At 60.1% G+C, this 26,765-nt stretch carries 26 protein-coding genes and 6 pseudogenes; 19 read left to right on the top strand and 13 right to left on the bottom strand.

Translation table 11 applies throughout. The annotated features are described in order from the left end of the window. Positions 1-341 precede the first annotated feature (341 nt). The gene (locus G5S42_RS31860; RefSeq protein ID WP_176110795.1) at positions 342-2,312 is read left to right on the top strand and encodes a lytic transglycosylase domain-containing protein; all 1,971 of its coding nucleotides are present in this window, start codon (positions 342-344) and stop codon (positions 2,310-2,312) included. 107 nt (positions 2,313-2,419) lie between these two features. Here the strand turns inward: G5S42_RS31860 and G5S42_RS46055 are convergent. The 3 genes and pseudogenes from G5S42_RS46055 to G5S42_RS31850 all read right to left on the bottom strand — a co-directional run. Continuing rightward, positions 2,420-2,512, bottom strand: a pseudogene (locus tag G5S42_RS46055) (IS6 family transposase); the annotation flags it as partial. A 4-nt stretch (positions 2,513-2,516) separates the two neighbouring features. Beyond that, positions 2,517-2,606, bottom strand: a pseudogene (locus G5S42_RS31855) (IS6 family transposase); the annotation flags it as partial. Between the two features lie 48 nt (positions 2,607-2,654). Further along, a complete protein-coding gene (locus G5S42_RS31850; protein WP_176110794.1) occupies positions 2,655-3,434 on the bottom strand; it encodes an SDR family NAD(P)-dependent oxidoreductase in 780 nt (259 codons plus the stop codon). 141 nt (positions 3,435-3,575) lie between these two features. Between G5S42_RS31850 and G5S42_RS31845 the strand changes: the two genes are divergently transcribed. Further along, complete coding sequence (locus G5S42_RS31845) at positions 3,576-4,481, top strand: AraC family transcriptional regulator (RefSeq protein ID WP_176110793.1); 906 nt, start codon at positions 3,576-3,578, stop codon at positions 4,479-4,481. Positions 4,482-4,772: 291 nt separating this feature from the next. Then, positions 4,773-5,570, top strand: a pseudogene (locus tag G5S42_RS31840) (TRAP transporter substrate-binding protein); the annotation flags it as partial. 304 nt (positions 5,571-5,874) lie between these two features. Here the strand turns inward: G5S42_RS31840 and G5S42_RS31835 are convergent. Beyond that, positions 5,875-6,147 (bottom strand): hypothetical protein, encoded by a 273-nt coding sequence (locus G5S42_RS31835; RefSeq protein ID WP_176110792.1) that lies wholly within the window; start codon positions 6,145-6,147, stop codon positions 5,875-5,877. 278 nt (positions 6,148-6,425) lie between these two features. Here G5S42_RS31835 and G5S42_RS31830 point away from each other — a divergent pair, with 278 nt between their 5' ends. The 3 genes from G5S42_RS31830 to G5S42_RS31820 all read left to right on the top strand — a co-directional run bounded on the left by G5S42_RS31830 (position 6,426) and on the right by G5S42_RS31820 (position 8,632). Then, the gene (locus G5S42_RS31830) at positions 6,426-6,767 is read left to right on the top strand and encodes a DUF4148 domain-containing protein (protein ID WP_176110791.1); all 342 of its coding nucleotides are present in this window, start codon (positions 6,426-6,428) and stop codon (positions 6,765-6,767) included. 155 nt (positions 6,768-6,922) lie between these two features. Further along, positions 6,923-7,321: an RcnB family protein gene (locus G5S42_RS31825; protein WP_176110790.1), complete on the top strand. Its 399-nt coding sequence runs from the start codon at positions 6,923-6,925 to the stop codon at positions 7,319-7,321. Between the two features lie 63 nt (positions 7,322-7,384). After that, positions 7,385-8,632 carry a GNAT family N-acetyltransferase gene (locus tag G5S42_RS31820; RefSeq protein ID WP_246392226.1) on the top strand — a complete coding sequence of 416 codons (1,248 nt, stop codon included), beginning with the start codon at positions 7,385-7,387 and terminating at the stop codon, positions 8,630-8,632. A 68-nt stretch (positions 8,633-8,700) separates the two neighbouring features. Here G5S42_RS31820 and G5S42_RS31815 read toward each other — a convergent pair whose 3' ends face one another. The 5 genes and pseudogenes from G5S42_RS31815 to G5S42_RS44540 all read right to left on the bottom strand — a co-directional run. Then, entirely contained in the window at positions 8,701-9,855 is a 1,155-nt protein-coding gene (locus G5S42_RS31815) for a porin (protein WP_176110789.1), read from the bottom strand. Positions 9,856-10,063: 208 nt separating this feature from the next. Continuing rightward, complete coding sequence (locus tag G5S42_RS31810) at positions 10,064-10,231, bottom strand: hypothetical protein (protein ID WP_176110788.1); 168 nt, start codon at positions 10,229-10,231, stop codon at positions 10,064-10,066. Next, the gene (locus tag G5S42_RS31805; protein WP_176110787.1) at positions 10,228-10,971 is read right to left on the bottom strand and encodes a DUF4198 domain-containing protein; all 744 of its coding nucleotides are present in this window, start codon (positions 10,969-10,971) and stop codon (positions 10,228-10,230) included. Before G5S42_RS31805 ends, G5S42_RS31810 begins: the two co-directional genes overlap by 4 nt. A 43-nt stretch (positions 10,972-11,014) precedes the next feature. Beyond that, positions 11,015-11,707 (bottom strand): PDR/VanB family oxidoreductase, encoded by a 693-nt coding sequence (locus G5S42_RS45840; RefSeq protein WP_376777204.1) that lies wholly within the window; start codon positions 11,705-11,707, stop codon positions 11,015-11,017. A 324-nt stretch (positions 11,708-12,031) separates the two neighbouring features. Beyond that, positions 12,032-13,069, bottom strand: a pseudogene (locus tag G5S42_RS44540) (PepSY-associated TM helix domain-containing protein); the annotation flags it as partial. Positions 13,070-13,172: 103 nt separating this feature from the next. Between G5S42_RS44540 and pdxR the strand changes: the two are divergent. Then, the gene (pdxR, locus tag G5S42_RS31785; RefSeq protein ID WP_176110785.1) at positions 13,173-14,642 is read left to right on the top strand and encodes a MocR-like pyridoxine biosynthesis transcription factor PdxR; all 1,470 of its coding nucleotides are present in this window, start codon (positions 13,173-13,175) and stop codon (positions 14,640-14,642) included. Positions 14,643-14,807: 165 nt separating this feature from the next. Here the strand turns inward: pdxR and G5S42_RS31780 are convergent, their stop codons facing one another. Together G5S42_RS31780 and G5S42_RS31775 are read right to left on the bottom strand one after the other, a co-directional pair. After that, positions 14,808-15,005, bottom strand: a complete 198-nt coding sequence (locus G5S42_RS31780) for a hypothetical protein (protein ID WP_176110784.1) — start codon at positions 15,003-15,005, stop codon at positions 14,808-14,810. A gap of 32 nt (positions 15,006-15,037) precedes the next feature. Next, positions 15,038-15,232: pseudogene (locus G5S42_RS31775) on the bottom strand (2Fe-2S iron-sulfur cluster-binding protein); the annotation flags it as partial. 294 nt (positions 15,233-15,526) lie between these two features. Between G5S42_RS31775 and G5S42_RS31770 the strand changes: the two are divergent. Beyond that, complete coding sequence (locus G5S42_RS31770; RefSeq protein WP_176110783.1) at positions 15,527-16,273, top strand: SDR family NAD(P)-dependent oxidoreductase; 747 nt, start codon at positions 15,527-15,529, stop codon at positions 16,271-16,273. Between the two features lie 76 nt (positions 16,274-16,349). Beyond that, positions 16,350-16,997 (top strand): glutathione S-transferase family protein, encoded by a 648-nt coding sequence (locus G5S42_RS31765; protein WP_176110782.1) that lies wholly within the window; start codon positions 16,350-16,352, stop codon positions 16,995-16,997. 270 nt (positions 16,998-17,267) lie between these two features. On the opposite strand, the gene G5S42_RS31760 is transcribed toward G5S42_RS31765, so the two are convergent. Next, complete coding sequence (locus G5S42_RS31760) at positions 17,268-18,149, bottom strand: LysR family transcriptional regulator (RefSeq protein WP_176110781.1); 882 nt, start codon at positions 18,147-18,149, stop codon at positions 17,268-17,270. Positions 18,150-18,299: 150 nt separating this feature from the next. Here G5S42_RS31760 and G5S42_RS31755 point away from each other — a divergent pair, with 150 nt between their 5' ends. The 10 genes and pseudogenes from G5S42_RS31755 to G5S42_RS31710 all read left to right on the top strand — a co-directional run. After that, positions 18,300-19,046 (top strand): SDR family NAD(P)-dependent oxidoreductase, encoded by a 747-nt coding sequence (locus G5S42_RS31755; RefSeq protein ID WP_176110780.1) that lies wholly within the window; start codon positions 18,300-18,302, stop codon positions 19,044-19,046. A gap of 63 nt (positions 19,047-19,109) precedes the next feature. Beyond that, entirely contained in the window at positions 19,110-20,315 is a 1,206-nt protein-coding gene (locus tag G5S42_RS31750; RefSeq protein ID WP_176110779.1) for an MFS transporter, read from the top strand. A 57-nt stretch (positions 20,316-20,372) separates the two neighbouring features. Next, positions 20,373-21,119, top strand: a complete 747-nt coding sequence (locus G5S42_RS31745) for an SDR family NAD(P)-dependent oxidoreductase (RefSeq protein WP_176110778.1) — start codon at positions 20,373-20,375, stop codon at positions 21,117-21,119. A 25-nt stretch (positions 21,120-21,144) separates the two neighbouring features. Further along, positions 21,145-21,648: a DUF3237 domain-containing protein gene (locus G5S42_RS31740; protein ID WP_176110777.1), complete on the top strand. Its 504-nt coding sequence runs from the start codon at positions 21,145-21,147 to the stop codon at positions 21,646-21,648. Positions 21,649-21,666: 18 nt separating this feature from the next. After that, complete coding sequence (locus tag G5S42_RS31735) at positions 21,667-22,068, top strand: nuclear transport factor 2 family protein (protein ID WP_176110776.1); 402 nt, start codon at positions 21,667-21,669, stop codon at positions 22,066-22,068. A 227-nt stretch (positions 22,069-22,295) separates the two neighbouring features. Continuing rightward, positions 22,296-23,141: an alpha/beta fold hydrolase gene (locus G5S42_RS31730; protein WP_176111924.1), complete on the top strand. Its 846-nt coding sequence runs from the start codon at positions 22,296-22,298 to the stop codon at positions 23,139-23,141. A gap of 53 nt (positions 23,142-23,194) precedes the next feature. Further along, complete coding sequence (locus tag G5S42_RS31725; RefSeq protein WP_176110775.1) at positions 23,195-23,944, top strand: SDR family NAD(P)-dependent oxidoreductase; 750 nt, start codon at positions 23,195-23,197, stop codon at positions 23,942-23,944. A 180-nt stretch (positions 23,945-24,124) separates the two neighbouring features. Continuing rightward, a complete protein-coding gene (locus tag G5S42_RS31720; protein WP_176110774.1) occupies positions 24,125-24,328 on the top strand; it encodes an SUMF1/EgtB/PvdO family nonheme iron enzyme in 204 nt (67 codons plus the stop codon). A gap of 147 nt (positions 24,329-24,475) precedes the next feature. Then, positions 24,476-25,168: a Crp/Fnr family transcriptional regulator gene (locus G5S42_RS31715; RefSeq protein WP_176110773.1), complete on the top strand. Its 693-nt coding sequence runs from the start codon at positions 24,476-24,478 to the stop codon at positions 25,166-25,168. 144 nt (positions 25,169-25,312) lie between these two features. Continuing rightward, a pseudogene (locus G5S42_RS31710) lies at positions 25,313-25,477 on the top strand (OsmC family protein); the annotation flags it as partial. A 148-nt stretch (positions 25,478-25,625) separates the two neighbouring features. On the opposite strand, the gene G5S42_RS31705 reads toward G5S42_RS31710, so the two are convergent. Next, positions 25,626-26,693 carry a purine-nucleoside phosphorylase gene (locus G5S42_RS31705; protein ID WP_176110771.1) on the bottom strand — a complete coding sequence of 356 codons (1,068 nt, stop codon included), beginning with the start codon at positions 26,691-26,693 and terminating at the stop codon, positions 25,626-25,628. Positions 26,694-26,765: the final 72 nt, after the last annotated feature.

Genomic DNA, 26,765 nt, shown 5'->3' with positions numbered 1-26,765 from the left:
TTTTGCCGGCTTTGTCAGGTTAAGCCAATGGGATGCTGCTTTCCACTCAGATAAGGTCACCAACCATCGACAATTAAGTAGTCGAGATTTTTAGACCCGGGCTGCGGCTATTCCACACACCAAGCTGAAGGTACAGCGCTCGGGAGGTGCTGCGGAACGAATTCTCCCCCTTGAGAATTAGGCTGGAATTAGATGCGTGAGACGGCGCCCCACAGGCAACCATCCGGCTCGCAAAGCGCCGAATTGCGGGCTGGGTCCAGTCTTTTTCGAAGCATCGCTTCGCCGAATTGCGGCCTAAGCTTTGGCTCAATTTTCTGCACTAAAACAAGGTAAGAACAGCGATGTCCACACGACGTGACCGGGCGTCTCGCGCGATCGGCTTTGCCCTTGCCGCCGCGACGTTCGTCGTGTCTGGCACGGCGGTGGCCAGACATCCCACCCGACTCTCCTCGCTTCCCGCTGACGATCAGATTTTCATCAAGTTGCGTGACGCCGCCCGCGACAACGATCCCGAGCGTGCCGCGCAGCTGGCGAGCCTAATCCGAAATTATCCAGCGCCGGCTTATCTCAGCTATTTTCAGATCAAGCCGCGTCTGTTCAACGGCGCGGGGCATGCGAATCTCGATGCGCCGGACGTACCGGTGCTATCGTTTCTGCAACGCTACGACGGACAGGCGATTGCCGACCGTCTGCGCAACGACTACCTGCGCGTGCTGGGCGCGCGCCACGACTGGAAGGATTTCGATTCCCAATATTCCCTGTTCGTCCTCAACGACGACACGCAGGTGAATTGCTATGCGCTCGAGTCGCGCGCCGCGCGGGGTGAAAACGTCGCCGACGCGGCGCGCGCGCTGCTCGTCGAGCCGAAGTGGTACGGCGACGGCTGCGTCGATCTGATCACCGCGCTCAAGGGTAATTCCCAGTTCACTTCGGAGGATGTCTGGCAGCAGATTCGCGAGGCCTATGAACAGGGCGCGACGAGGACCGGCGGCAGACTGGTCGATGCGCTGGGCACGGCGCGCCCGGATCCACTGCGGCTCGATCAGGCGAGGAACCAGCCGCGCGCGCTGCTGGCGAAAGGCATCCAGATGGACTCGGCGTCACATCAACTCACGCTGCTCGCCATCACGCAGGTGGCGGCCAGCGACCCGTCAGCGGCCGCAGCCATCTTCACCGCGATCGCACCGGCGCTCACCTTGGCGGAACGCGCTATCGGCTGGGGCACGATTGCCTATCAGGCAGCGACCCGGCAGCTGCCAGGCGCGGTGGACTGGTACCGGCTGTCGGCGAACGCGCCCCTGTCGAGCCAGGCCTATGAGTGGCGCACGCGTAGCGCGCTGCTGGCTGGAGACTGGATGATGGTGCGCTGGTCGATCGAGCAGATGCCGGCCGCGCTGCGCGCGCAACCACCGTGGGTCTACTGGTACGCACGCGCGTTGAAACAGGCCGGCGAGGTGACAGCGGCGAACCAGGAATTCAGGAAGATCGCGGAAACTTACACCTTTTATGGCCAACTGGCCTCCGAGGCGCTCGGCCAGCAGATTGTGATTCCGCCACAGATCAAAGTGACCGACGAAGAAGTTAAGAAGGCCAGCCAGACACCGGGCTTCGAACTGGCAAAACGTTTTTATGCGCTGAACCTGCGCACGGAAGGCAACCGGGAGTGGAACTGGCAGTTGCGCGGCATGACCGACCGGCAACTGCTCGCAGTCGCCGAGTACGCACGCCGCATCGAGCTCTACGACCGGACTGTGAGCACCGCCGACAGGACGCAGGCCGAGCATGATTTTTCGCTGCGCTATCTGGCGCCGTTCCGCGCGATTGTCGAGCGAGATGCGCAGTCCACCGGGTTCGGTATCGAATGGGCGTATGGCCTCATTCGCCAGGAGTCGCGCTTCATCATCAGCGCGCGCTCGGAGGTTGGCGCAGGTGGCCTGATGCAGGTGATGCCGGAAACCGCGGAGATGGTCGCGAGGAAGATCGGGCTCGGTCCGCTCTCGCGGGCGAGGATGAATGAGCTCGACACGAACATCCTGCTCGGCACGTATTATCTGTCGATGATTTACAACCAGCTTGACCGTTCGGCCGTGCTCGCGACCGCCGGCTACAATGCCGGCCCTGGACGCTCGCGCAAGTGGCAGGCCAACCTCCTGCATCCGGTGGAAGGCGCGATTTTCGCGGAGACTATTCCGTTCAACGAAACCCGCGACTACGTCAAGAATGTGTTGTCGAACACGGTCTACTACGCGGCGTTGTTTGATGGCCACCCGCAATCGCTGATGGAGCTGCTTGGCCATGTCGAGCCCCGATGACATAGCAACGCTTCCGCGCTGACCGCACGGATAAAAACCAAGAGCCATCCTGGGAACTCTGTCAACTGGGGCGACCTCGTCGATGATGATCCATAACGCACTGCGGCTCAGAAGACATTCGACGGAGTTTGGGTGACATTGGTAAATTCGCGCCACGCGACGAACCGGGCCGCGAGGTGTTTACGATAGAGAGAAGCGCGCCGCACCGAACTTCTCGCACCAGCGGCGAATCGTCTCGTAGCCGACCGTCACTCCGCGCTCGAACAGCAACTCTTCGATATCGCGCAGGCTGAGCATTGACTTGGCACCCGGCCTCGAGCTGCCGCCGCCAGCGACGGCGAGTCAGATTTGAATGCCACCCGCCACTTCTATGCGCTGCGCGTTTACCCAACCAAAGTCATCCGACAAAAGACCGGCAATCACGGGGCCCACATCCGACGGCAGTCCGGCTCGGCCAAGAGCGGTATGGTCGGCGACGGCCTTGTTGACCTGCGGATTGTCTCGCACGATGCCACCACTAAAGTCCGTCGCGATTGCGCCTGGCGCGACGACGTTGACCGCGATCCGGCGCGGCGCGAGCTCAAGGGCCATATAGCGCGTCAGCGCTTCAACGGCTGCCTTCATCGGCCCGTAGATCGCCCGCCCCGGAAACGCGAAACGTGCCAGCCCCGAGGAAATGTTCACAATACGTCCGCCGTCGTTGATGAGCGGCAACAGCTTTTGCGTCAACAGGAACGGCCCCTTGAAATGCACCGCGAACTGAGCGTCAAGCTCCGCTTCGGTGCCCGCTGCGAACGTCGCCGCTGACGACGTGCCTGCATTGTTCACCAGGTAACCGAAGTGTTGCGCGCCCAACTGCCCGAGTGCCTCTCGCAGACGTGTGACGAAGTCATCAAATGCGCTTGCATCACCCACGTTCAACTGGAGGGCAAGCGCCTGTCCGCCCGTTTCGGCAACCATCGCACAGACCTTTTCCGCCTCGACGCGATTCGAGTGGTAGGTGAAGACCGAGCGGACTCCACGAGTCGCGAGGCGCAGAACTGTGTCGCGGCCTATCCCGCGACTGCCTCCGGTGACGACCGCGATTCTCGAAGTCGGGTGACGACCATTGTTCGTTGCCATTTGGCACCTGGCGGTAAGTTTGAAAACCTCAATTCTCCCGGCAGAGCCACCAGCAGTTAATACCCGAACCTACCCAAATCTTGCCTGATCCTGCTGCGCTCACTAAGCTTGATCCACGCGCATTCTCCATACAAGGCAGCTATGTCGAACGAATTGGCCGTTGCACTGCTTCGTTATATCGAAACGCAAACAGGAACAAGCCCATACCGCACGGCCGTGGACGGGCTTCTGATTCTGCGCTCCGACCACCCGAAACCGCCGACATTTCTCGTGGCGCGCCCAGCACTGTGCATCGTTGCACAGGGTGCCAAATGGGCCAGCTTCGGTGGGGCGAAACTGGAGTACCGGGCCGGACAGGCGCTGGTGGTCGGCGTTGAGACGCCGTCGCAGGGCCGCGTGTTCGAAGCGAGTCCCGACAATCCTTGCCTGGTTCTTGTTCTGGAACTCGACCTGATAATGATGCGCGCCGTTGCAAGGGAGATGTCGCCGCCACCTGTGGCGGCAGGAGACGCAAGCTGCGGCGTGTTCATCGCGGACTTCGACGGCCCGCTGGCCGATTGCGCGTTGCGGGTTGTTCGCTTGCTGGATACCCCGGACGCGGTCGGAATTCTTTACCCGCTGGTCATGCGGGAGATTTGTTATTGGTTGCTAAGAGGTCCGAAAGGCCCCGAAATCATAAAGCTGGCGTCGAGCGGGAATGCCTCGCACGGTGTCCTGCGCGCGATGGAAAATATCAGAACTCGATTTTCGCAGCCAGTGCGAGTGGAAGATCTGGCTAAAATCGCCCAACTAAGTCAGTCGGCGTTCCACCGTCAATTCAAGGCGCTGACCGGACTTTCCCCTCTTCAATATCAGAAGCAATTGCGCCTACTGGAGGCCCGCAGGCTGCTGCTGTCACAGTCGATGAGCGTTCAAGCCGCCTCATTTGCGGTGGGATATGAGAGCCCTTCGCAATTCAGTCGGGAGTACGCGCGGATGTTTGGCGCACCACCCAAAAGAGACAAAGAGGACTCAACCAATGCGAAGACGATGCGCGAGGCTGCTTGAGTTACTCCGGGGTTCCGGGGCTCCCGCTTCGTGAGCCCGCGCGTCGCAACGTAAGCGCGTCGGCATCTGCCTGCGCCAGTCAGAGAGTGACAATTTCAATGGGGACGGCTCCAGCACGGTTCCTGCATGGAAGTCCGCTGTATTGCACAGAGCGGGTGCTCGCATCACCGCGTGGCAACGATGGTGAACGGCTGCAGGTGGCCACTCATTGCCTCATGCAAGTCGATGCCTACGGCGTCTCAAACTCGGCCGTTACGTGATCTGCTGGAACACTCTGCAGCGCGTGCAGCAGTCTTCGGCAACAGCGCACTCGGCTCGGAGAAAGACACGATCGACCAGGTGCGCATCGGCGCACTCGACATGACGCGTGCCAACGGTGCTTCATTCACCGAGATCGTGCCGGAAATCATGATCCCGTCGCTGCCGTTCCTGTTCCGTGACATCGACCATTTCCGCAAGGTCATGTACGGCCCGGAAGGCCAGAAGATCCTCAACGCGTTCACGGCGAAAGGCATGATCGCTCTGACGTTCTACGAGAGCGGCGCGCGCTCTATGTACGCGAAGAAGGCGATCAAGTCTCCGGCGGACATGAAGGGCCTGAAGGTCCGCGTCCAGCCGTCCGAGCTGGTGGTCGACGAAATCAAGGCAATGGGTGGCATCCCGACGCCGATGCCGACCGCGGAGGTGTACACGGGCCTGAAGACCGGCATCGTGGAGAGCGCAGAAAACAACTTCCCGACTTATGAAGAAGGCAAGCACTTCGACGTCGCCACGGTCTATTCGGAAACCCAGCATACGATGACCCCCGAAGCGCTGGTGTTCTCGAAGAAGGTGTGGGACACGCTGACGCGGCAGGAGCAGCAGATCATCAAGAAGGCTGCGGCCGACTCCGTGCCGGTGTATCAGCAGTTGTGGACCGCACGTGAAGCCGAAGCGCAGAAGACCGTCACCGCAGGTGGCGCAACGATCATCCCGGCAGCACAGATCGACCGTGCCGCGTTCGTGAAGGCGACCCAGCCGGTGTGGGCGAAGTACGAAAAGACCCCGCAGATGAAGCAGATCGTCGACGAGATCCAGGCGATCAAGTAAGTCTCGCTCCCTGGCGGCAATGGTCCCGCGAGATTCTTCGCGGGACCTATAGTGCAACAGTAGAGACGGGTGCAGATCGTAACGACGTCACCCAACTCGTTCCACCAAACGTTGACCTTGCCGACGAAGCCTCGATGAATGCTATAGGTCGCGGTCGAGAGGATCGTCTCGTCATGTCCGCTGGCTAGTACAACGGTTCAGTGTGACTCAGCCGGAAATCCAGCAAGTCGAGTCGCGCCTGTACTGCGTGTTCGGCAACGGCGCAAGGAGATATCGGAGCCCTTATCCGCCCAGGACCGCCAGATCATGACCCCTCCTGTCGCGAGACCATAGATTCCAATGACGCACCGATCATGACAACGACGAAAATGATCCAGTCCGACGTGATGAATACTGGCTTGCCCTGCTCGCGGTCAGCCCAGACGTAGAGCGCGGTCGCAAGCACATACGGGACGGCTGAAAGCAAGATGAATTTCAGACCGCCGGCAAAGAGCAAGAACACCCAATGGATCACGGCAACGCCTGCGATGACGAGATCGCGCCCACGCTCGGAGACTATGAATCCATAAGCCGCCACGAACTGATCCGCAGTTTCAAGGTCGTGCGTAGGCTCGTGGCTTCGCGAGCGCGAGCTACGACAGCCCCTCCTCGTCCCTGCCTGCATGTGAATTGCCATCTAATTTGCACTATATATCTGCCGTGTTGCCGCAATAGCCTATGTTTATTGCATTGAATGCAATAGTCTCTTGCAAAGTAGGTGTTTACCCTTGTTTACTATTTCCTTACACTTCTCTTGACGGTTGAAAACAAGCAGAAGCTTGTAACGTCCAACCAACAACCAAGGAGGTAGTAACCATGAAGCCCCTCGTTAAACTCGCCGCCTTTGTCGCTGCCATCGTCTTCGCTGCTCCGATTACGGTTTTCGCCGCAGCGAACGCGGCAGCAAACCATCCACTAACCCGCGCTGAAGTCCGTGAGCAACTGGTCGAAATAGAAGCAGCGGGCTACAACCCAGCCCGTGCGAACCCGCGCGAATATCCAGCGGACATCCGGGCTGCTGAAGCCAAGGTTGCTGCGCAACACGGGGACACGTCCGGAGTGGGTGGCGTCATAAGCGGTTCGTCCGCAGCGGGCGGCCATGCCTACACGAGCGAAGCAGCCCGCACCGGCCCGGGTTCCGTCTACTTCGGTCACTAACCGGCTGACTGCCGGACAGCTCTTCGTCCGACCGTCTTTCCATGGAAGTGCGCAGAGAGCCTGCGCACTGACCATCTCCGCTGAACGGCTGGGGAAACATCATCGCCGTCACACGCCACTGTTTCATATCGATCAATTCTCCTCTCGAGGCAGCCATGAAATCAAAATTGCTCGCCCAACTCATGATTGCAGCCCTACTCGGTGCGTCGATCCCCGCTTTCGCCCAGCCTCACGACAATCAGCATCACAGTGACTGGTCGGCGCACGGTCCCAAACAACACGACATGCGTCCGCCGCCCGTTCACGGTCATGGCCCCATGCCGCAGGAGGCCTATCGCGGGCGGCCGGGCGGCCCGATGCCGCACGCCGACTGGCGTCAGGGCGATCGACTTCCGTCCGAATACCGCAATCACAACTACGTCGTCGACGACTGGCGCGGCCACGGCCTCCGACCGCCGCCGCACGGCTATCACTGGGTCGGGGTGAACGGGGATTACGTGCTCGCCGCTATCGCGACTGGCATCATTGCGGACGTCCTGTTCTCCAGCCACTAACACCGGCGGCAACAATGTCGACGAGGCTTCGCCTAAGATGAGAAAGCAGGATGTGCAGTCGTTTTGAGTTTGCCGCTGGTCCTCGGCCCGTTCGCGATGAAACTACTTCCACCACGACTGAACACCCGCCTGCAACTACGCAAGAAACTGCGTCGCGCTAGCGGGTTTCAAATCGCCATTGCTCATCGCCTCCGCCAGCTCAATGTGGAGGATTGGCGCTCGGTAACTGCTGGGCAGAGCTTTTATTTTTCGCCGGAATACCTGCAAATGATTGAAGCGGCAGGTCCAGCCAATCTAGAGCCACGCTACGCCTTGATCTCGGATGACGACGGACCGCGCGCCACTGTCTGCATGCAAATCGTCCAGGTGAGCCTCGACCACCTAGGCGAACAACGCAACCACAAACTCAAGATTCCATTCAAAGAGCGCGTGCTTATCTGTGGCAACCTGCTCAGCTACGGGCAGCACGGGGTTTGTTTCGCGCCCGGCAGCACCCCTGCGGAACTGTGGCCCGCCGTGGCGGAAGCACTGTATCGTACCCGTCGAAGCGAAAAGCTGGATGGCCAGACCAACGTGATTTTGGTCAAGGACATTCTGGAGGCCGACAAGATGCCCAGTGCCTGCCTCGGGGAACTCAGCTATTCCGCCGTCGAAACCGAGCCAAACATGGTGCTGACGCTACCTGAAGGTGTCCATACCCACGATGACTATCTTGCGAGTCTCGCTTCCAAGTATCGCAATGCCGTCAAGTCCCAGATCTACAAGCCATTCGAGGCGGCTGGATTCCGGATCGAGCGTCTTGACCAGGTGACGCCGTTTTCTGCACGTTTGCAAGATCTCTATCTGCAGACCCACACTAATGCCAAATTGCGCCCGTTTATGTTGGAACAGGAATACTGGTCGGCGTTAGCGCTAGCTGCCGCTGCATCCATCGCGTTCCACGTCGCAGTCAAGGGAAGCCAAATTTACGGCTTCGTTGTGACGCTCAAGGATGCTGAGACGGCGGTCGTCTGGCACATCGGCTTCGATCGCGAAACAGCCGCCAATGGTGTGCCGCTATATCTGCGCCTGCTGCATGCGTCACTGACGCAGGCAATTGATTTCCGTTGCCGACGTGTCTCTTTCGGCAGGACAGCGCTCGCACCTAAAGCGCGCATTGGCTGCCGGCCGGAGCCGATGCAGATTTGGGTACGCCACCGCCAGCCTCTGCTAAACCAGGCCATCGGCCCTTTGCTGCGATTGATCCAGCACGAAGATGCGCCGGAATGTTCTCCTTTCAAAAAAACAACGAACCACTCTGAAGGGTTTTAATAGTCGTCAGTTCACTTTGCATTGGATGCCCGCCCATCTGGTCAATCCGAAACCTACTTCAAGCTCTGCTAGAAGCGATGCCGGATGCCAACAACTACTTGTACCTGGCTCTGAGTTGTGGAGGCGGTTAGGCCGTTGAGGTTTGCGACCGCATTCCCACCGGTCGAATCGGTGCCCGACGCATGCTGGTAAACCGCGACTGTGTAAAGGTCAGTCCGCTTGGATAGCAAGTAGTTAGCCCCGATCGTGCCTTGATTGTAAGTTGCACCGTTCACGCCATATCCTTTCAGGTAGTTATAGGCGACGCCGAGGTGGAGGGCTGGCGTGAGTTGATAGCCGAGATTGACTTCAACGTCGTGGAATTTGGCATCGCCGCCTGCGCCGGTAGCCGGGAGACCCGGTAGCGTCCCGATATCCTTGAACTGCGTGTTGCTGTAGACAACGCCGAACGTAGCGGCACCAACGACATAAGAAGCGCCTGCGACGAAAATCTGCTGGCTTTTCGCGGACGCATAGCCCGAATACACGCGGCTTCCAGACATGTTGGACCCCGTCGTGCTTGAGGCCGCGGTATTGCCAAAATAGGAAAAGTTAGGATCTCGCGCGTCAACGAAGGCGGTGCCAAGCGTGAGTGGCCCCAAATTGTAGTTCGCCCCGACCGACCAGATCTGGTTCTGGTTGAATTTCCCAGCGACACCGCCAAAGCTGTAGAGGCCCGCGAACGACAATCCAGCGTATGACACACTGCGAAACTTGATCGCGTTGTTGACGTGGTTGCTACCATCTGTGTTATCTAAATCACCAGGATGGGCGCTGGCGAATCCACCCCACATCTGTGCCGCCACGAACATGTAGGTCAAGTCGTTAATCAAATCATATTGACGCCCGAACGTAACGGTACCTCTGTTCGATGATGAAAAACCGAGATAGGCTTGACGCCCGAACTCGTCGCCCCCTTGGCCGAGCTTCCCGTTCGCAACACTGAAGCCGTTTTCTAGCACGAAAAGTGTTTGAAGTCCGCCGCCGAGATCCTCAGCGCCTCGCAGCCCCCAACGGTTGCCACTCAGATTTCCGGCAACCATCGAATACTGCTTGTGGCCACCAACGTTGTTCACATAGTTCATGCCGACGTCGATCATACCGTAGAGAGTCACGCTATTCTGAGCGTGTGCCGCACATGTGAACGAGGCTACGAGCGCCGCGGCAATCAAAGACTTTTTCATAAGAAGGTCTTGGTTGAATAAGAAAATGAAATAAAGCGAACGACACTCGTCACGCGTCGTCACCCGACGACCCGGCGCATATGATGTGGTGGATAAAACTTCTCCCGCTTCGCTGCGTCGAGATGGATGTAGCCGGTTGCGGCGCAGCGCATCGGGGAACGACGAAAACGCCGGCAATCAGAGTTGCCGAGGTCGAGGGACGCCTTCCTTACTTGATGACAAAGCGCGCGCTGCTCGTCGACTCGTCTTCTATCGTCGCGAGAGCGATCGCCTTGTCGTCCGCGACAAGCTTCACGCCGCAAGCGGCTGCAGCAAGTGCAGCAGGCCGGAAATTCGTTTCATTGGGGAGGAGTTCCAGCAGATAACCGTTGATCACTCGGGCAGGTGCGGCAGCACGAACGACAGTGTGGCCTTATGCTCGTCCTGGTTCGCCTTCGCTGGTTCCGACGGCGGCGTATCGAGTGTTGCTACGACCACGTTCAGGCCCTGGTTGCGCACCTTGATCGTCACGGTGCCATCTGCACCAGTCTTCATTGGTTTGGAATCAGGGTCATTGACGAAATCGGGTTGCACCTCGGCGCCGGGCGCGGGCTTGCCGTCGTAGAGCACCCGAACCGTGAGCGGCTGACCCAACTGATCCGGCATCTGTTTGCCAACCGGTACGATCTGCAGCTTCTGCCCGGGCAGTACGGGCATCGCCCCATTCAGGGGCCGGCGCAGATGCACCGCGTACTTGAACGTGTGCTCGCTGAACGTGGCGCCGGGCACCTCGTCCTTGCCCTTGTTTTGCCACTCGCCGTTCGCGGTCTTGCTCCACAGGCCGTAGTCCATCATCCCGGCAACGATTGCCGGCTGCGTGACGGTATCCACCACGAGCAGCGGTCCGTTGGGTGTGAGATGCGTGACGACCTCCTTGCCCTGCTCGTCGTAGGCAGTGACGCTCTTCACCTTGTGCTGGCGCTTGATGACATCCAGGTCGTCGCTGCCCTCGCCGTAGATCAGCGCCAATTGGTTCGAGCGCTGCGCGAAATAGATGCCATGCGAGTGCGCCAGGCTGGCGATGCCCATGCCTGCAATCAGGCTTGCCACGACAGCGAGTTTTCCGGTGATCCCCATTTGTGTCTCCTTCCAGTGGTTGAAACAGTTCCGGTCTTTCCATCTACAGATCGAGTACCAGCGTCCGGCTATTGGCACGCGAACAGCAGGGAGTGAATCGATCGTTTCTATTCTTCTCGTCGTCGGAGAGAAATACGTCGCGATGCTGCGGTTCGCCTTCCAGCACGCGCGTCACACAGGTGCCGCAGACGCCCTGCTCGCAGGACGCCGCAATATGGATTCCGTAATCGGCCAAAGCAGTCATTACCGTCTTGTCTGCCGGGATACAAATAGTCCTACCTGTGCTTGCGATCGTGACGTCGAATTCGACATTGCTGTCGGATTCCCTCTTCTCAACGCTGAAATATTCCCTGTGCACGCGGTCTTTGCGCCAGCCTTTCTGCAATGCGGCGTCGATGACGGCATTCATGAATGCCTCGCCGCCGCATACGTACAAGTGCATTCCGGCATCGTGCGTCTGGAGAAGCACGGCAAGATCCAGCCGTTGCTGTTTCTCTTCTTCCGTGAAGTGGAAGAAAACGTGGTCGGCGAATGTCGAGCGCTTGATGTGCTCGACAAAGGCCGCGCGCGCCGGCGAGCGCGCGAAGTAATGCATTTCGAAATCGGCTCCGAGACGAGCCAGGTGTTCCGCCATGCAAAGAATCGGCGTAATACCGATACCACCCGCGATGAGCAGGGAATGCTTCGCGGATTCCACGAGCGGGAAGTGATTTTTCGGAGCGCTGACTTCGATCATGTCGCCTTCCTTGACCTGCTCATGCATGGCCCTCGACCCACCGCGCGTTGGTTCCGCCCGCATGACGGCAATCAAATAGCGATGTCTTTCCCCGGGAGGATTGCACAGCGAGTATTGTCGAACCTTTCCGCCGGGTACGTGAACATCGAGGTGGGAGCCGGCGGCAAACGGCGGCAGCGCTTTTCCGGCAGGGTCGACAAGTTCAAAAGATTGGATATGCTCCGCTTCCGCCGTTTTTCTGGCTACTTTCAACGCGAGAGTCGTCCGGGGCGACACGGGAGCCGGCCGAGGCCGTCTGCCGCGCAGATAACTGCCGATGCCGGCGTAAGCCAATACCGGTACAGAGAGCACGCCAATCAGTTGCAGCACTTGCAGAAATCCGCCGCTCAGCCAACCGTAATGCAGCGCAAGCGCCGTCAGGTAAATTCGATGACCCAGGCTGTTCTCCGCATATGAAGTAAAGCGCAACACTTTGCCTGTGTTCGAATCGACACTAACGTAGGAGAACGCATTGATATGCGGCGCGTCGCGTGCGACAAGATCGAAGTTGAAAGCATCGCCCGGCTTGCCAGGGTAGCGAATGCGGGCATATTCTGGTTGCGGCACCAGTGCCCGTGCGCGTTGCCAGAGGGCCTCGACTGGCAGGTGTTGCGTCGCGACCTGCACGACCGATCTTGGGGAAGGTGCGGGGGGCTTCGATGCCGTCAGTGTGTAGAGCGCATCTCTCAAGAATTGAAACGATTGCAGCGCCCCGGTGAGTGCGCACGCAAGTACGATGAGGCTGACATACGCGCCAAGGGTTTTGTGCAGACTGAGCCAGCGCGCGCGACCGGTGAGGTTGGGCTTGATCGTGACGACTCACCTGCGTTTGCGCAACGCCTCTGGAATCCACACAGCCAGGCCGCCACCGACCAGCACAATCGCGAATGTCAGCGCAAGCGTTCCAGCGACGACGCTTCCATTCTTCACAAACTGAAAACTGTGCAGGCTGGCCATCGTACCGAACAGGCCGCCGTAACGATGCTCGCTGCCAAGCACTTCGCCAGTGCATGGATTGACGTAGTACCACCGGTCGTCGCTGAGGAGAACACGTGTGCTGGAATCGGCGTCGGCGTATATGCGCACCTGCTTTGGCCGGCCTGCGGCTGGATTGGAAGCGCTGGCATTGGCAATCAACGTATCGAGCGGCAGGCGCTCTTTGCACGATTCGACCTTGAGCAGACCGTGGTAGATGACGGGTTCGAGTGGCTCCCGAAACAGCATACCCGCGCCGGTAACCGCCACCATGACGACGAACAGACCGATGCTCAGACCTATCACGCGATGTAACTGACGAATACGCTCACGTAGAGATACATGCATAGGATCCCCAATAACTGAAAAGGCCTTGGTCGATGACGAGCCTTGACAGTACGCGTACCCACTGCGAACCTATGAGTCCAATTCAAAAAGCTGGATAGGTCCAATGGCTGACTCGTTGCTTGCTGACCTCCTGATCGGCCACCTCCGCCGGGATGGGTCCGTACCACTTCAGATCCAGATTGCGAACGGGATCCGGGACGCAGTATGGGACGGCACTCTGAAGGCTTCCACACGTTTGCCGTCTTCCCGAACGCTCGCGGCTGCACTAAAAGTCTCCCGGATAACCGTTGTAACGGCTTATGACAGGCTGTCGGCCGACGGCTATCTCCATACCGATTCCACGAGTGGTACGCGTGTCTCCGACAAGCTGCCGCAATCAATGAAGTCAGCGCCCAGGGAATCGACCGCACGAACCCTGTCCGAGCGCGGGCAGCGGCTGATAAGCGCTCCTGCGGGCATCCAGGAACGCAAGGGGGCGTTCGTTCCGGGGGTTTGCGACACGGATTGTTTTCCGTATCAGATATGGAGGCGTATCCAGAATCGCTATCTCGGCGAGCAGCATGCGGAACTCATGGGCTACTCCAATCCAGGCGGATATCTGCCGTTGCGCCGCGCGCTGTCGGAATATTTGCGCGTATCGCGCGCGGTTCGGGCCTCCCCGGAACAAATCATCGTGACGATGGGGAGCAATCAGTCGATTGACCTTTGCTCACGCATTCTGGCCGACGTGGGCGAACTGGCCTACGTTGAAAACCCTTGCCACTGGGCAACGCCAATCCTGTTGCGCGCCAACGGGCTGGAAGTGGAGGCTATTGCTGTCGACAATAACGGTATGAAGCTCGAACGCTGTTCGCGCCGAGCCCGCCTCATAGTGACGACCCCATCGCATCAGTTTCCGATGGGGGTGACGTTGTCGGACGAACGGCGTGCCGGTCTGCGTGCGGCAGCTGAGCAGTGGGATGCATTCGTTCTGGAAGACGACTATGACAGTGAGTTCCGATATGACCAGCGTCCGCTTCCGTCTCTTCAGGGCGTCGATGAAAACGGCCGTGTCATTCTGATGGGAACGTTAAGCAAGGTCATGTATCCCGGCATGAGGCTCAGCTATATAGTTGTTCCGCCCGACCTGGTCGATTCCTTCGCAGCCGCTTCGTTGCGCTTGTACAGACCGGGGCACCTTTCCTTGCAGGCAGCGATGGCAGACTTTATTGCGGACGGGCATTTCTCGAAGCATATCCGGCGGATGCGCGACATCTACGGGGCAAGACAATCGGAATTGCTCCGATGTCTGGACCAGTGCTTTGGCGATGCACTTGAAACATCACGGAACGCGGCGGGTCTGCATATGACAATCAGGATCCGTGATCTGCTTGACTTCGATACGACTGTATCGCGATCGCTTGAACAGGGAATTTACCTTCGCAGGCTGCACACGTTCAATCAAGGAGATCCGGGATTTCGTGACGGATTTCTGCTGGGATTCGGTGCGCTCGATATCGAAGCCATCCGTCCCGCTGTGCAGACCTTCGCCGGCATCGTCGAGAGCGTAATATCCGTGCCGGATTCGCGGTAATGCCCCGCACGCACTTTTCGCCAGGGTCGTACCGCTGCTCGCGAGGGAAGATTTTCACTAGCCGTCCGGGTGGACCGTCAGCGTCGATTGACGTCGCACGCGGCGTGCGGGTTCGCATAAGTCGGCCGCGAAGCGGAAGGGTGCGCGAGGAACCGGCGCGTCCGATCATCTCAGCGCAGGGATGATCAAATCGTCTGCATGACCATCAGTTTCCAGAATACGCAACTTGATTGCAGAGCCGCTCCCCGGCAGGCTCTCGAATTTAAGGTAGGCGTCCACATCTTCGCCCGCTCCGCCATCCCGAGCGCAAGAAGCCTTCGGGCTGGCGCCGATAGATCTGGCCACCATCGCGGCGCCCTTCATCGATCACCGTGAATGCCCGGCATGCCGATCATCACGCGCTCGCCTTGGGCAATCCAGACCCAGCAGTCCTGGCAAGCGCCCATCAGGCAGAAGCCTGCGCGCCGGCCGTCGCCAAACTCGGAATCGCGTAACGCGTCTCGCGCCGTCAGGAGCGCGACCAGCAGCGTGTCGCCTTCGGCGGCCTCCACTGCATCTCCATCGAGAGGTTCGCTGCTTCGGGACCGCAACGCGCTAAGCGTAGATCGGTACTCATGCTTTCCCACTATCCCCGGCTCCGGAGCCATGCTTCGCAGGCATGCGGGTGAGCCTGGAAAGTCTTTTTCCGTTGCGAGCTGAAACGCTACTCTGCATGCACGAGACAGAGCATTTCACACGAGCCGGACGGCGTCACCGTCGCCGCCGCGTAACTCGCGTCCAGTGACGGAAGCTGCATATTGAGCAATAGATATTGCGTGCTCCCCTGAAATCGAAGCTCTCTCTACGTTGCGTTTGACATGAACTTACCTAACTGGAGCCGCAAAATGAACCAACCCGTCGTCCTGATCACCGGCGCCCTCACAGGCATCGGCCGCGCAACCGCTTTTGCATTCGCCCGCGTGGGCGCACGCCTCGTCGTGTCGGGCCGCCGCGCCGCGGAAGGTTCGGCGCTTGGAGCCGAATTGCGCGAAGCAGGCGCACAAGCTTTCTTCGTGCAGGCTGACGTACGCCGCGACGAAGACGTCCGTCACCTCGTCGACGAAACCGTTGCTCGCTTCGGCCGGCTCGACGTTGCAGTCAACAATGCTGGTACGGAAGGCAAACCGGGACCTGTGGTCGATCAGACTGCCGAGAGCTACGCTGATACCTTCGACACCAACGTGCTCGGCACGTTGCTGAGTCTCAAGCACGAACTGCGCGTGATGACCGCACAGCAAGCGGGCAGCATCATCAACATATCCTCGACTTATGGTCATGAGGGTGCGGCCTTCGCTTCGGTGTATGCGGGCAGCAAGCATGCTGTAGAAGGGATCACGAAATCGGCTGCGCTCGAGGCCGCTTCGGCGCGAGTTCGCGTCAACGCCGTTGCTCCTGGCCCCACTGACACAGGCATGTTGGACCGTTTCACCGGCACGCCGGAGAACAAGGCCTCGCTCGCGGCAACGGTTCCGCTCGCACGAATCGGTCGGCCTGACGACATCGCCGCGGCGGTGCTCTACCTGGCGAATGACGGTGCTGCGTTTGTCACAGGGCAGATCCTCACCGTCGATGGCGGCAAGACAGCGGGTTGAGATTTCAACGCGGATTTGGGCTTCCTGCTGAACCGGCGAAGCCCTACATAAGCGACACTTCTGGATGGAACCATCAATGAACACCGATCTCACCTTTTTCGAATCGAAGGCTTCCCCGAACTCTCGCCGGGTTCGCATCTTTCTTGCCGAGAAGGGCATCGAATTTCCTACCAAAGCGCTGGACCTCAGCGCCAAAGAGCAATTCTCCGATGCCTACGTTGCGATCAACCCTCGCCGCCAGGTCCCCACGCTCGTGCTGCGAGACGGCACAGCGATTGGCGAAGTCCCGGCAATCTGGCGTTACATCGAGGAGGCTTACCCCGACAGGCCGGCATTGCTGGGCACGACGCCAACTACGAAGGCGCTCGTCACGATGTGGGAACGACGTGCCGAGCTGGACGGATTCTCGGCGGTGATGGAGGGCGTCAGAAACGCCGTTTCCGGGCTGAAAGGTCGGGCGCTGTCGGGCCCGCATGCGTACGAGCAGATCCCCGAAATCGTCGAGCGCAGCAAGCTGCGGGTCGCGCACTTCTTTGCTGATTTCAATGACCGCCTCAAGACAGTGCCATTCGTCGCGGGCGACGCATTCTCGGTGGCTGACATTACTACGCTGGTTGCGATCGACTTCGCGGCGGGCGGCATGAAGCTGAGCATTCCCGCGGGTTTCGACGCACTACTAGCGTGGTACGACAAAGTCAACGCACGTCCGTCGTCGAAGGCATGACGGCCCGCAAGGTAGCCTGCCGCGACCGATGTCGTGCGCTCAGTATCTCCGTGGCCGGCTTCTGTGATTCGCCTCGCGGCCGGTAAGCGTCGGGCCTGCCGCGCGAATGTCACCCGCATCCGCAGACTGCTTCATCTGCCGCACGTCTATCTGAACGCCTTCCACCGACAGCCACTCAAGCGGTTTAGTCTGACATTAAGCCTGGTCTACTTGTGACCAGCTATCACGCGCAGGCCACAGCTTTTGGCGTGCAACCTGCCGTTGTGCAACTTACTGCTTGATCTGGTCGATGCGCGACAGAAACGTCGACAGGATCGCTGAGCGGTTGTTCCGGTTATAGCCGACCACAAGCTCGATACGTGGCGGTTCGCCCTTGAGCGGTCGGCTTGTCACCGACCAGGGCAGCAATTTCTCGGCATAAGAGGGCAGCAATGCAACGCCTCTCGTCGAGGCGATTAGCGACATCGCCATCGTCAGGTTGTGCACGCGATGCGCGGGCTCGATGGCGACGTCGTTTGTCGACAGATAGTTTTCGATCGCGCCGCGCATGGGACCGGCTACGTCTGAGCCGCCTATGAATAATTCACCCGCCAGTTCGTGCACGTCGATCTCATCGAAGGCCGCAAGGCGATGGTCGCTTGGCATCAGCACGACGAAAGGCTCGCGTGCGACCGTCACGTACTCGAGGTCGGGTCGGTTGGCTTCGGCACGCATGAAGGCGACGTCCAGCCGTCCCGTCGACAATCCCTCTGCGAGTTCAGGGGAGTGCTCGCTCGAAACCGTCATTTCGATGCTCTGCAGATCGCTCGCGAGCACGCGAGTCGCTTCCCCAAGCCAGGTCACTTCCTGTCCGCTCAGGAAGCCAACAGCAAACGTCGGCTTGGACGGTCGCGCCGCCCGCCGCGCTGCCTCGCACGCCGCATCGACTTGTGCAAGGGCGAGGCGGGTATGGTCCAGAAATGCCTTGCCAGCGTCGGTCAGTTCGATGCCACGCGCGCTGCGCACGAACAGTTGCGCACCTACTTCGTATTCAAGGTCTCTGATCTGCCGGCTCAGAGACGGCTGGGACGTGTAGAGCCGACGTTCCGCCGCGACGGTCAGGCTGCCCTCTTCGGCCACGGCGACGAAATAACGAAGATGACGCAGTTCCATACACGCCTTCCTTTTAGTCATGCCTGACAGGTATGGGGGTCAGCTTACAAAGTCTTTTTCGCGCGGACAAGTGGCGACTATCGTTCGATCACATCAGCCGGACGAAACCCTCCCTCGCCTCAACGTCAGTTATCTGCTGGAAGGACGATCATGAACACCCTGACAGGAAAGACCGCACTCGTCACGGGCGCTTCCCGTGGCATCGGGCGCGCCACTGCGCTTGCGCTCGCGCAGGCAGGCGCTCAGATCATCGTGCACTATGGCAGCGGTGCGCGTGAGGCCAAGGCCGTCGTCGCCGAAATCACTGCGGCGGGCAGCCGTGCCCATGCCATCCAGGCAGATCTGGCTGAATCCGACGGGCCGCACAGGCTCGCGCGCCATGTCCGGGCAATCGTCGGTGAACGGCTCGACATCCTCGTTTCCAACGCTGGCATCGCGAAGGCAGCCACACTCGAGGCAACAAGCGTCGAGGATTTCGACGAACTGTTCGCAGTCAACGTCCGCGCTCCGTATTTTCTCGTTCAGCAATCGCTGCCGATCATGTGCAAGGGCAGCAGCGTCACGCTGCTTTCGTCGCTCGCGGCCCATGCGGCCGTCGGCGAACTATCGGCCTACTCGGCCACGAAAGGCGCCGTGGACACCCTTGTGCGCCAATTCGCGAATGACCTCGGACCGCGCGGCATCCGTGTGAACGCAGTCGCACCCGGCGTGGTGCAAACCGACATGTCGAGCTTCACCCACACCGACGAAGGCCGCGACATGACACTCAGCCTTCAGGCCATCAAACGGCTCGCCGAACCCGATGATATCGCCGCTGCGATCACCTTTCTCGCCTCCGACGAGGCCAGATGGACAACCGGCGCGACGCTCAATGTGGACGGCGGCTCGAAGCTCTGAGCGAGTCGACCGCGACGCCGCCATTTCGGCAATCCAATTCGATTCACGCACCGGGATATATCAATGTCGCAGACGCAAATCCCCTCAATACAGCCACCGCGCACGCGAAACTGGCTCGCGGTTCTCTCGGTCGCACTCAGCGCGACCGTGTTCTGTACCACGGAATTCCTCCCCGTCGGGCTACTACGCTACATCAGCCAGGGACTGGGCGTCAGCGAAGGAACCGCCGGCATCATGGTCACGGCGCCCGGGCTTCTGGCCGCCATCGCCGCGCCGTTTCTTACGGTAGCGGTCGGACGTTTCGACCGTCGGCGCGTGCTACTCGGCTTGGGCCTGCTGCTCGTAATCTCGAATCTGGCGGCCATGCTGGCGCCGAACTTTACGATTCTCGTCGCGGCCCGTGCGCTGTTCGGATTCGGAATCGGCGGATTCTGGGCAATCAGTGTGGGGCTCGGCGCCCGACTCGTGCCGGAGAAGCATGTCGGTCGGGCCACATCGCTGATTTTCGCGGGCGTCTCACTCGGCATGCTGATCGGCGGCCCGGCCGGGGCACTGATCGGGGACCTGGCTGGTTGGCGTACCGCATTTGGCGCAGCGCTCGCGCTGTCCGTTGCCGCGCTGCTGGCCCAGTGGGTTTCGTTGCCGTCGCTACACGTAGAGCATCGGGTAAGCACACGCGATCTGCTCGGCATCTTCGGTACGCGACCGGCACGCATCGGGCTGATCGCGATGACGCTGGCCCTGTGCGGACAGTTTGCGACCTATACGTATATCACTCCGTTCCTCGCAACGGTGTCGGGATTTGGCGGCAAGGTCATCTCGTTGCTGCTGCTCGGCTACACGTTCATCGGTCTGCTCGGCAATTTCATCGGTGGTTCATCAGCGCAACGGAACGTCAGGACCGCGCTCATCGCGAGCATCCTGTTTATCGCATTGCCGCTCGCCATGCTTCCCGCACTCAGCACCAGTCGGCCGTCGGTGCTGGTCGCGCTGGCCGCGTGGGGAACCGCGTACGGCGCCATGCCCGTCGCACTGCAGATGTGGATGGCGCAGGCAACCCGCGAAGTCCGCGAAGGTGGCATGGCACTGTTCGTCGCCAACTTCCAGATCTCGATTGCATTGGGTTCGTTCGTCGGCGGCCGGATCGTCGACGGGTTCGGTCTCTTCAATGCAATGTACTTCGGTGCCGGACTCGCCGTGGTTTCGATCCTGACGCTCGCGCTGACCGGCGGGCATCCTCGCAGGATCGACGAGCCCGCGACCACCTGAACTATTCCAGCGGGCTTCCGTTTCCTGCACAGAACTCTACCCGGCCGGAGCAGCAGCATGAATAACGCACCCGTTGTACTGATCACCGGCGCACTGTCCGGTATTGGCCGCGCCACGGCCTTCGTCTTTGCCCGCGAAAAAGCCCGCGTTGTGCTCGCCGGGCGCAGGGCTGAAGTCGGCGAGAAGCTCGCCGAAGAACTGCGCGCAACCGGCATCGAAGCCGAATTCATCCAGGCAGACGTTCGCCATGAAGAGCAGGTCGAAGCGCTAGTCAAAGGCACCGTCGCACGCTTTGGTCGACTCGACATCGCCGTCAACGCGGCCGGCGTCGAGGGAGAATCGGGCCCGGTCACGGAGCAGACGCCCGAGCGCTACGCCGCCGTCTTCGACGCCAACGTGCTCGGCACCCTGCTCGCGATGAAGCACGAGCTGTGCGTGATGACGGCCCAGCAGTGCGGCAGCATCGTCAACGTGTCGTCGACGATGGGCTTGCGCGGCGCCGCTGGCATGTCCATTTACACGGCCAGCAAGCATGCCGTCGAAGGCCTCACAAAGTCTGCGGCACTGGAAGCGGCCGCGTCGGGCGTGCGCGTGAATGCCGTCGCGCCCGGCCCCATCGACACGGAGATGCTCACCCGGCTAACCGGATCCGCCGAGCGCAAGGCCGCCATGCTGTCGAGCGTCCCATTCAAACGCGCCGGAACGCCCGAGGAAATTGCCGAGGCTATCGTCTTCGTCGGATCGGGCAACGCCAGCTACATGACCGGCGAAATCCTGCGCGTCAACGGCGGCAGGACCGCCTGAATCCGTGGGATGAGAGGAAAACACCATGTCGACAAGCCATACGCCCCAATTTGACGACCTACCCGCGGTCATGAAGGAAGTCCGGACGCGACCGCTGTTCGTGGTCCGTCTAGGCGTCAAGCCAATCGTGACGGTCGGTCAGACACCGGGCGCCTTGCGCCGCGTCGGCATCGTTGAGTCCGGCACATTCCAGGGCGACCGGCTCACCGGTACCGTGCTGGACGGCAGTAATGACTGGCAGGCCGTACGTGGTGATACCGGCACGACGCACGACGTGCGCCTCATGCTGCGCACCGACGACGGCGTCAGCCTCCTGATGTCCTACCACGGCGTCCGGCATGGTCCGACCGACGTAATCCAACGCCTGGAACATGGGGAAGTCGTCGACCCCGCAAGCTACTACTTCCGAATCAACCCAGTGTTCGAAGCGCCGACCGGACGCTACGAATGGCTTAACGGCATTCTGGCCGTCGGCCTCGGCCACCGCTTCGCGTACGGCCCCGTGTACAGCGTATTTGAAGTGCTCTGATACTCATTGGAGAACAACATGACCACGACCACCCCCGCACAGAACAAGGCACTGCTCCTCGAAGCCTTCGATACGCTCTTCAACCAGCGCGACTACGCTGCCGCCGAGCGCTTCTGGTCGGATTCCTATATCCAGCACAGCGCCCACATTGCGCCCGGACGTGAAGGACTGTTCGGCCTGATCCGAACCCTGCCCGACACCTTGCGTTACGAGAATCAGCTCGTGGTGGCAGAAGGTGATTACGTGATTGCTCATGGCCGGTTTTCCGGGAATGGCAGGCCAACCGCATGGATTGCCGCCGATATCGTCCGCTTCGAGGACGGCAAGCTGGCCGAACACTGGGACGTGCTCCAGGACGAGGCCAGTGCGGCGCAGTCCGTCAGCGGCCTGCCCATGTTCGGCGAACGTTTTCCGTCCTGATTCGCGCAAGCAACGCGCAGCCATGCATGCCCCATACCCCTCAGGCATGGCCGCTTGCCTACAAAGTCTTTTTCCTGTTGCCAGCCAGCGCATACAGTACCCATCAACAGGCACCGCCCCACGAGATTTCCAGGCGGGGAACTGGATTGCAAAAGCAGCACCCCCATGCATTTCAGACATACCGGAAAAGAACATCTGCTGAACTTACCTCTGAAAGGATCGCAATCATGACCCGCCATACGCACCAGACCGCACCGACCCAGTACGTCGAAGCAAACGGCATCCGGTTCGCCTATCGTCGCTTTGGGAATCCCATCGGCGTGCCGCTTGTGATGAACATCCACTTCACCGGCACCATGGATCACTGGGACCCCGCCGTAACCGACGGCCTCGCCGCCGGACGTGAGGTCATCCTGTTCAACAACGCCGGCATTTCGAGTAGTTCGGGCAGCGTTCCCGAATCGATCGAGGAAATGGCGGCCAACGCTGCCGCATTCATCCGTGCGCTCGGTCTCGAACAGGTCGATGTACTGGGATTCTCGATGGGCGGCCTGATTGCACAGACGCTCGCCATTGCGGAGCCCACGCTGGTTCGCCGCCTGATCCTCGTCGGCACGGGCCCGCGCAGCGGAGAACGCATGGCCTCGCTGACGCCCGAAGCGCAGGAAATCTTCGGCGCGACCTATGCCGAACCGGACCATCTCTGGCTGCGCGTCCATTTCTCGCCGACCGGAACCAGCCAGACGGCCGGACGTGCGTTCCTCGAACGCTTCCGCCTTCGCACGGAGAACCGTGATCCGGCGGCCAACGAAGCCGTGGCATCGGCTCAGCTCGCGGCACTCGCGAAATGGGGCGCGCCGCAAGACAACCCGTATGCCTACCTGTCTGCACTCAGCCAGCCAACTCTGGTCGTCAATGGCGACAACGACGTGATCATCTACACGGTCAATTCGCTGATTCTGCGCCAGCACATCCCGAATGCCCAACTGGTCATCTATCCGGACGCCAATCACGGCTCGCTCTATCAATACCCCGAGCGTTTCGTGGAAGACGTTTCCAGGTTCCTTTCCTGAGTCGTTGATCGCTACATCCGAATTTTCGAGACATAATCCAAGGAGAATTAATTGTGTCTACTAATCTTCACGGCAAAACTGCACTCGTCACGGGCGCTTCCCGCGGCATCGGCCGCGCAACCGCACTGGCTCTGGCAGCAGCAGGCGCGCGCGTGCTCGTGCACTTCGGCAGCGACGAGAAGGCTGCGAATTCCGTCGTCGAGGCGATCCGTGCTTCGGGTGGTTCTGCCGACAAGGTCGCCGCAGACCTGAGCGCCGCGAACGGCCCTCACGAACTGGCCCGTCAGGTACGCGGGCTGATTGGCGAGCGTCTTAACATTCTCGTTGCGAATGCCGGCATCTCGAAGGCCTCGTCGATCGCGGAAACGACAGTAGAGGATTTCGACCGGTTGTTCGCCGTCAATGTGCGCGCCCCATACTTCCTCGTCCAGCAACTGCTGCCCGTGCTGGGCGAGGGCAGTAGCGTGGTCCTGCTGTCCTCACTTGCAGCCCGCGCTTCGGTTGGCAATCTGTCAGCCTACGCCGCGAGCAAGGGAGCAATCGACACACTGGTCAAGCATTTCGCCGCAGCGCTTGGCGAGCGCGGCATCCGCGTGAACGCAATCGCGCCGGGCGTTGTTGAAACTGACATGTCGAACTTCGCCAAAACCGATGCCGGGCGGGACTTCACCCTCGGCATACAGGCCCTCAAGCGCGTGGCGCAACCCGACGACATCGCAGGCGCAGCCCTCTTCCTCGCATCCGATGCGGCACGCTGGGTGACGGGTGACACGCTGCGTGTCGATGGCGGCTCGAAGCTCTGATACCGGTGGAGACGGCCATGACCCATACAGCCTGCCCGACTGCTCCTGGGATTCACAGCGGGAGCACCCGTGGATACACGCATCCCGCATTTGGCCACCGGGCCAGTTTCTGGGTCTCGGCCGGCGTGGTCGCTCATACCCTCTGGACCAGCGCGGCACCCGCCATGACGTACCGGCTCTATGCAAGCGAATGGCCTCAAACCTCTGGATCTCGATGCACCCGTCATGCACATCAGCTATTGCGAGGCCGCGGCCTTTGCGGCCTGGGCGGACGCACGACTGCCGACCGACGCCCGAGCCTCGACTCCGCGATCGTCGTCGACGACAGCGGAGCGCCCGTGGAAACAAAGTTTGTTGCACAAAAACGACGGCATTTTTTTCTGAGAATTCGAGTACAACGTTTGCGCACCAGTTTTTCCTCGAAACTTTTCATTCAATTACGTCCAATCGAAAAAAGGATTTAACAATGCTTAAAAGTCGCACCTAAAATGCCTCTTTCTGCAAGAGAGTTACTGGTACTGCAAGGCAACGATGGAAAGACTCAGGGAACAAACGCTATTCAAAACATCTGATGAGCAAGTACTCAGCCTTGCAAGGCAGGTGGCGCGCATTAGCGAATTCAAAACGGGTGATTATGTATGTTTTCAGGGCGATACTGCTTCGCCTTTAGTTATGCTGTTAGCCGGCCACCTGCGAGTGAGTGCATTATCGGAAGACGGACATGAGATCCCCATTGGTACGGCCAGTGCCGGCCAAATGGTCGGCGCCGTGTCGGCCATCAATGACATGCCGTTGCCTGGCAATATTGTCGCCACCCGTGACAGCAGCGTCGCTCTGATCAGTCGCTCCGACGCGCGCCGGATTTTTCGCGAGCCAGAAGTTGCGAGCGCATTGAATGGATGTCTGGCTCAATTGGTTCGGGATCTGGCGAAGCGCCAAACGGACCAAGGTGTTCTGGGCGCTACCGCGAGAGTGTCTGCCTGGATTGTTTCGACCCTCATCGGCGCAGCTAGCAGTGAGCAGCAGACAATTGAACTTCCGAGTCACGCATCGCTTGGAGCAATGGCAAATGTGAGCCGAGAGACAGTCTCCCGAGTTCTTGCGTCACTTACGCGACGCGGCGTGCTCGCAAAACGGGGCCGTCATCAGATATCAATTCTGGACTACGCTGCGTTGCGCGCAATTGCCAAAGGATCAGCAATCGCTTCTCGCTCTGTTATCTGAACGGACTCAGTGGCGTGTAGAGACAAACGTTCACCCGACGTTTTCAGATGACATGGTTTTTATTAGCGGCAATTAAGCGCCACGTGATTAAACCTCGGAATCCGTCTGTCCACCTTGATATGCGAGTTCCGGGATGGCCGACGCAATGCGGACCACGACGGCACCCAGTACATCTGCCGCGACGTTGCCGTCGACGGACCGCTTGAAGAGACACAACGCGCCCGCCTCGCCGATATCTGCGAAAAGACGCTGGGCACGCTGTTCATCAGGCGCGGCACGCGCATCGACACGACGCTGCGCGTTGCATGACTGACGAAGACTGCAGGCGGCGGTGCGCCGAGCGTACCGCCCGTTGCGTTGTCGTGGCCACCGTTCTCCAATCGGCCGCCCACGACAACCACAGACAGAATCGCTGTGCAGACCGACACGCGCTGTGCTTCACCAAGCCGCAAACCCGCTACCGCCGCGGTACGCCGTCGCGCCACTCGCCCCAATGCGTGACGATGTCCTGCACGAGCGAATTGCCCGTCAGGAACAGATTGTTGATCGCGATCGTGAAGCCGCCCTGTGACGCGTAGTTGAGCAGGTTGTCCGCGCTCGACTGGCCCGCGTAAGGCCGGTCGAAGTCCGAGCCGGCGCGCAGCACCGCTACACGGTCCAGGTCAACACGATGCGCGCTCGCCGCGCGCGTCAACGCCTCGAAAGTGGCGTTGTCTTCCTGCTGCGTCGTGCAATAGGTGCCCTTGCCGTCGGTCAGGATTTTCGTCCATTGCCGCGCGCGCTCGCCGAGATCGGTGCCCGACCACCAGGTGTCGCCCGCCAGCGTATCGCATTGGATCACTGTGGGCGGACGGTTCGCGGGCGCATAGTTGTATTTGGCGCGGGCAGCCTGCGCCTGTGCGTCGTCGGTGAGCGTCACGTTGCGCGACAGCGCGAATGCCGCATTCGAAAGCGCCGGATTGAGCTGGAACACTTCGCTGCGATAGTCGAGCGGCGGCTTCTGCGTCGGGCCCGTTGTGTTGATGCCGAGATAGCCGGTGTTCCAGCCCGGCGGAATTTCGCGCCCGTCGATCTCCCATTGAATCCCGAAGTCGACGAGCCAGTTGGCCCACGCAGCGGAACCTACGGTCCCCTGCTGCGGATCGATACCCGCGATGCCTGCCACCATGAAGTACGTATGACGCAAGTCGAAACGAGGCGAGAACGTCAGCGCCATGATCGACGCGGCGGCATTCGCGTGCCCCATGCCCGTCGTCATCACGCACACCTCCTGGCGATTGCAGTGCACTGCGGGATAGTCAGGAGACAGGCCCGCGACGGGGATGTCCTGCCACGGTCCGAGATGATCGAGCCACACCTGGCCTTCCGGACCGAACATCGAAATGATCATCACCTTGACCGGACGGCCATGCGATGCGCCGTCGTCCTGCGCGAAGCCGTCGTCGGCATGCGCGATGGCCGGTGAAGCTGCTGCGCCTGCCAGCAGCAACGATGAAATTGCAGCACCAAAAGCACGATTTCGCATAAGTGGTCCCACCCGATATGTAAGAACTGCGGTTCCAAAACGTGGATCGCGTGCCGTATTGTCGACTGACGT

The sequence above is a fragment of the Paraburkholderia youngii genome (assembly GCF_013366925.1).
GTDB classification, from domain to species: domain Bacteria; phylum Pseudomonadota; class Gammaproteobacteria; order Burkholderiales; family Burkholderiaceae; genus Paraburkholderia; species Paraburkholderia youngii.
This window is presented reverse-complemented; position numbering and strand designations above follow the sequence as displayed.

Excerpts from the sequence above, each read along its gene's own strand:
- G5S42_RS31740 (WP_176110777.1), top strand. The coding sequence starts at position 21,145 with ATGTCGACAAGCCATACGCCCCAATTTGACGACCTACCCGCGGTCATG.
- G5S42_RS31720 (WP_176110774.1), top strand. The coding sequence starts at position 24,125 with ATGCAAGCGAATGGCCTCAAACCTCTGGATCTCGATGCACCCGTCATG.
- G5S42_RS31845 (WP_176110793.1), top strand. The coding sequence starts at position 3,576 with ATGTCGAACGAATTGGCCGTTGCACTGCTTCGTTATATCGAAACGCAA.
- G5S42_RS31705 (WP_176110771.1), bottom strand. The coding sequence starts at position 26,693 with ATGCGAAATCGTGCTTTTGGTGCTGCAATTTCATCGTTGCTGCTGGCA.
- G5S42_RS45840 (WP_376777204.1), bottom strand. The coding sequence starts at position 11,707 with ATGATCGAAGTCAGCGCTCCGAAAAATCACTTCCCGCTCGTGGAATCC.
- G5S42_RS31830 (WP_176110791.1), top strand. The coding sequence starts at position 6,426 with ATGAAGCCCCTCGTTAAACTCGCCGCCTTTGTCGCTGCCATCGTCTTC.
- G5S42_RS31715 (WP_176110773.1), top strand. The coding sequence starts at position 24,476 with ATGGAAAGACTCAGGGAACAAACGCTATTCAAAACATCTGATGAGCAA.
- G5S42_RS31760 (WP_176110781.1), bottom strand. The coding sequence starts at position 18,149 with ATGGAACTGCGTCATCTTCGTTATTTCGTCGCCGTGGCCGAAGAGGGC.
- G5S42_RS31755 (WP_176110780.1), top strand. The coding sequence starts at position 18,300 with ATGAACACCCTGACAGGAAAGACCGCACTCGTCACGGGCGCTTCCCGT.
- G5S42_RS31770 (WP_176110783.1), top strand. The coding sequence starts at position 15,527 with ATGAACCAACCCGTCGTCCTGATCACCGGCGCCCTCACAGGCATCGGC.
- G5S42_RS31750 (WP_176110779.1), top strand. The coding sequence starts at position 19,110 with ATGTCGCAGACGCAAATCCCCTCAATACAGCCACCGCGCACGCGAAAC.
- G5S42_RS31765 (WP_176110782.1), top strand. The coding sequence starts at position 16,350 with ATGAACACCGATCTCACCTTTTTCGAATCGAAGGCTTCCCCGAACTCT.
- G5S42_RS31850 (WP_176110794.1), bottom strand. The coding sequence starts at position 3,434 with ATGGCAACGAACAATGGTCGTCACCCGACTTCGAGAATCGCGGTCGTC.
- G5S42_RS31805 (WP_176110787.1), bottom strand. The coding sequence starts at position 10,971 with ATGGGGATCACCGGAAAACTCGCTGTCGTGGCAAGCCTGATTGCAGGC.
- G5S42_RS31735 (WP_176110776.1), top strand. The coding sequence starts at position 21,667 with ATGACCACGACCACCCCCGCACAGAACAAGGCACTGCTCCTCGAAGCC.
- G5S42_RS31825 (WP_176110790.1), top strand. The coding sequence starts at position 6,923 with ATGAAATCAAAATTGCTCGCCCAACTCATGATTGCAGCCCTACTCGGT.
- G5S42_RS31745 (WP_176110778.1), top strand. The coding sequence starts at position 20,373 with ATGAATAACGCACCCGTTGTACTGATCACCGGCGCACTGTCCGGTATT.
- G5S42_RS31860 (WP_176110795.1), top strand. The coding sequence starts at position 342 with ATGTCCACACGACGTGACCGGGCGTCTCGCGCGATCGGCTTTGCCCTT.
- pdxR (WP_176110785.1), top strand. The coding sequence starts at position 13,173 with ATGGCTGACTCGTTGCTTGCTGACCTCCTGATCGGCCACCTCCGCCGG.
- G5S42_RS31730 (WP_176111924.1), top strand. The coding sequence starts at position 22,296 with ATGACCCGCCATACGCACCAGACCGCACCGACCCAGTACGTCGAAGCA.
- G5S42_RS31815 (WP_176110789.1), bottom strand. The coding sequence starts at position 9,855 with ATGAAAAAGTCTTTGATTGCCGCGGCGCTCGTAGCCTCGTTCACATGT.
- G5S42_RS31780 (WP_176110784.1), bottom strand. The coding sequence starts at position 15,005 with ATGAAGGGCGCCGCGATGGTGGCCAGATCTATCGGCGCCAGCCCGAAG.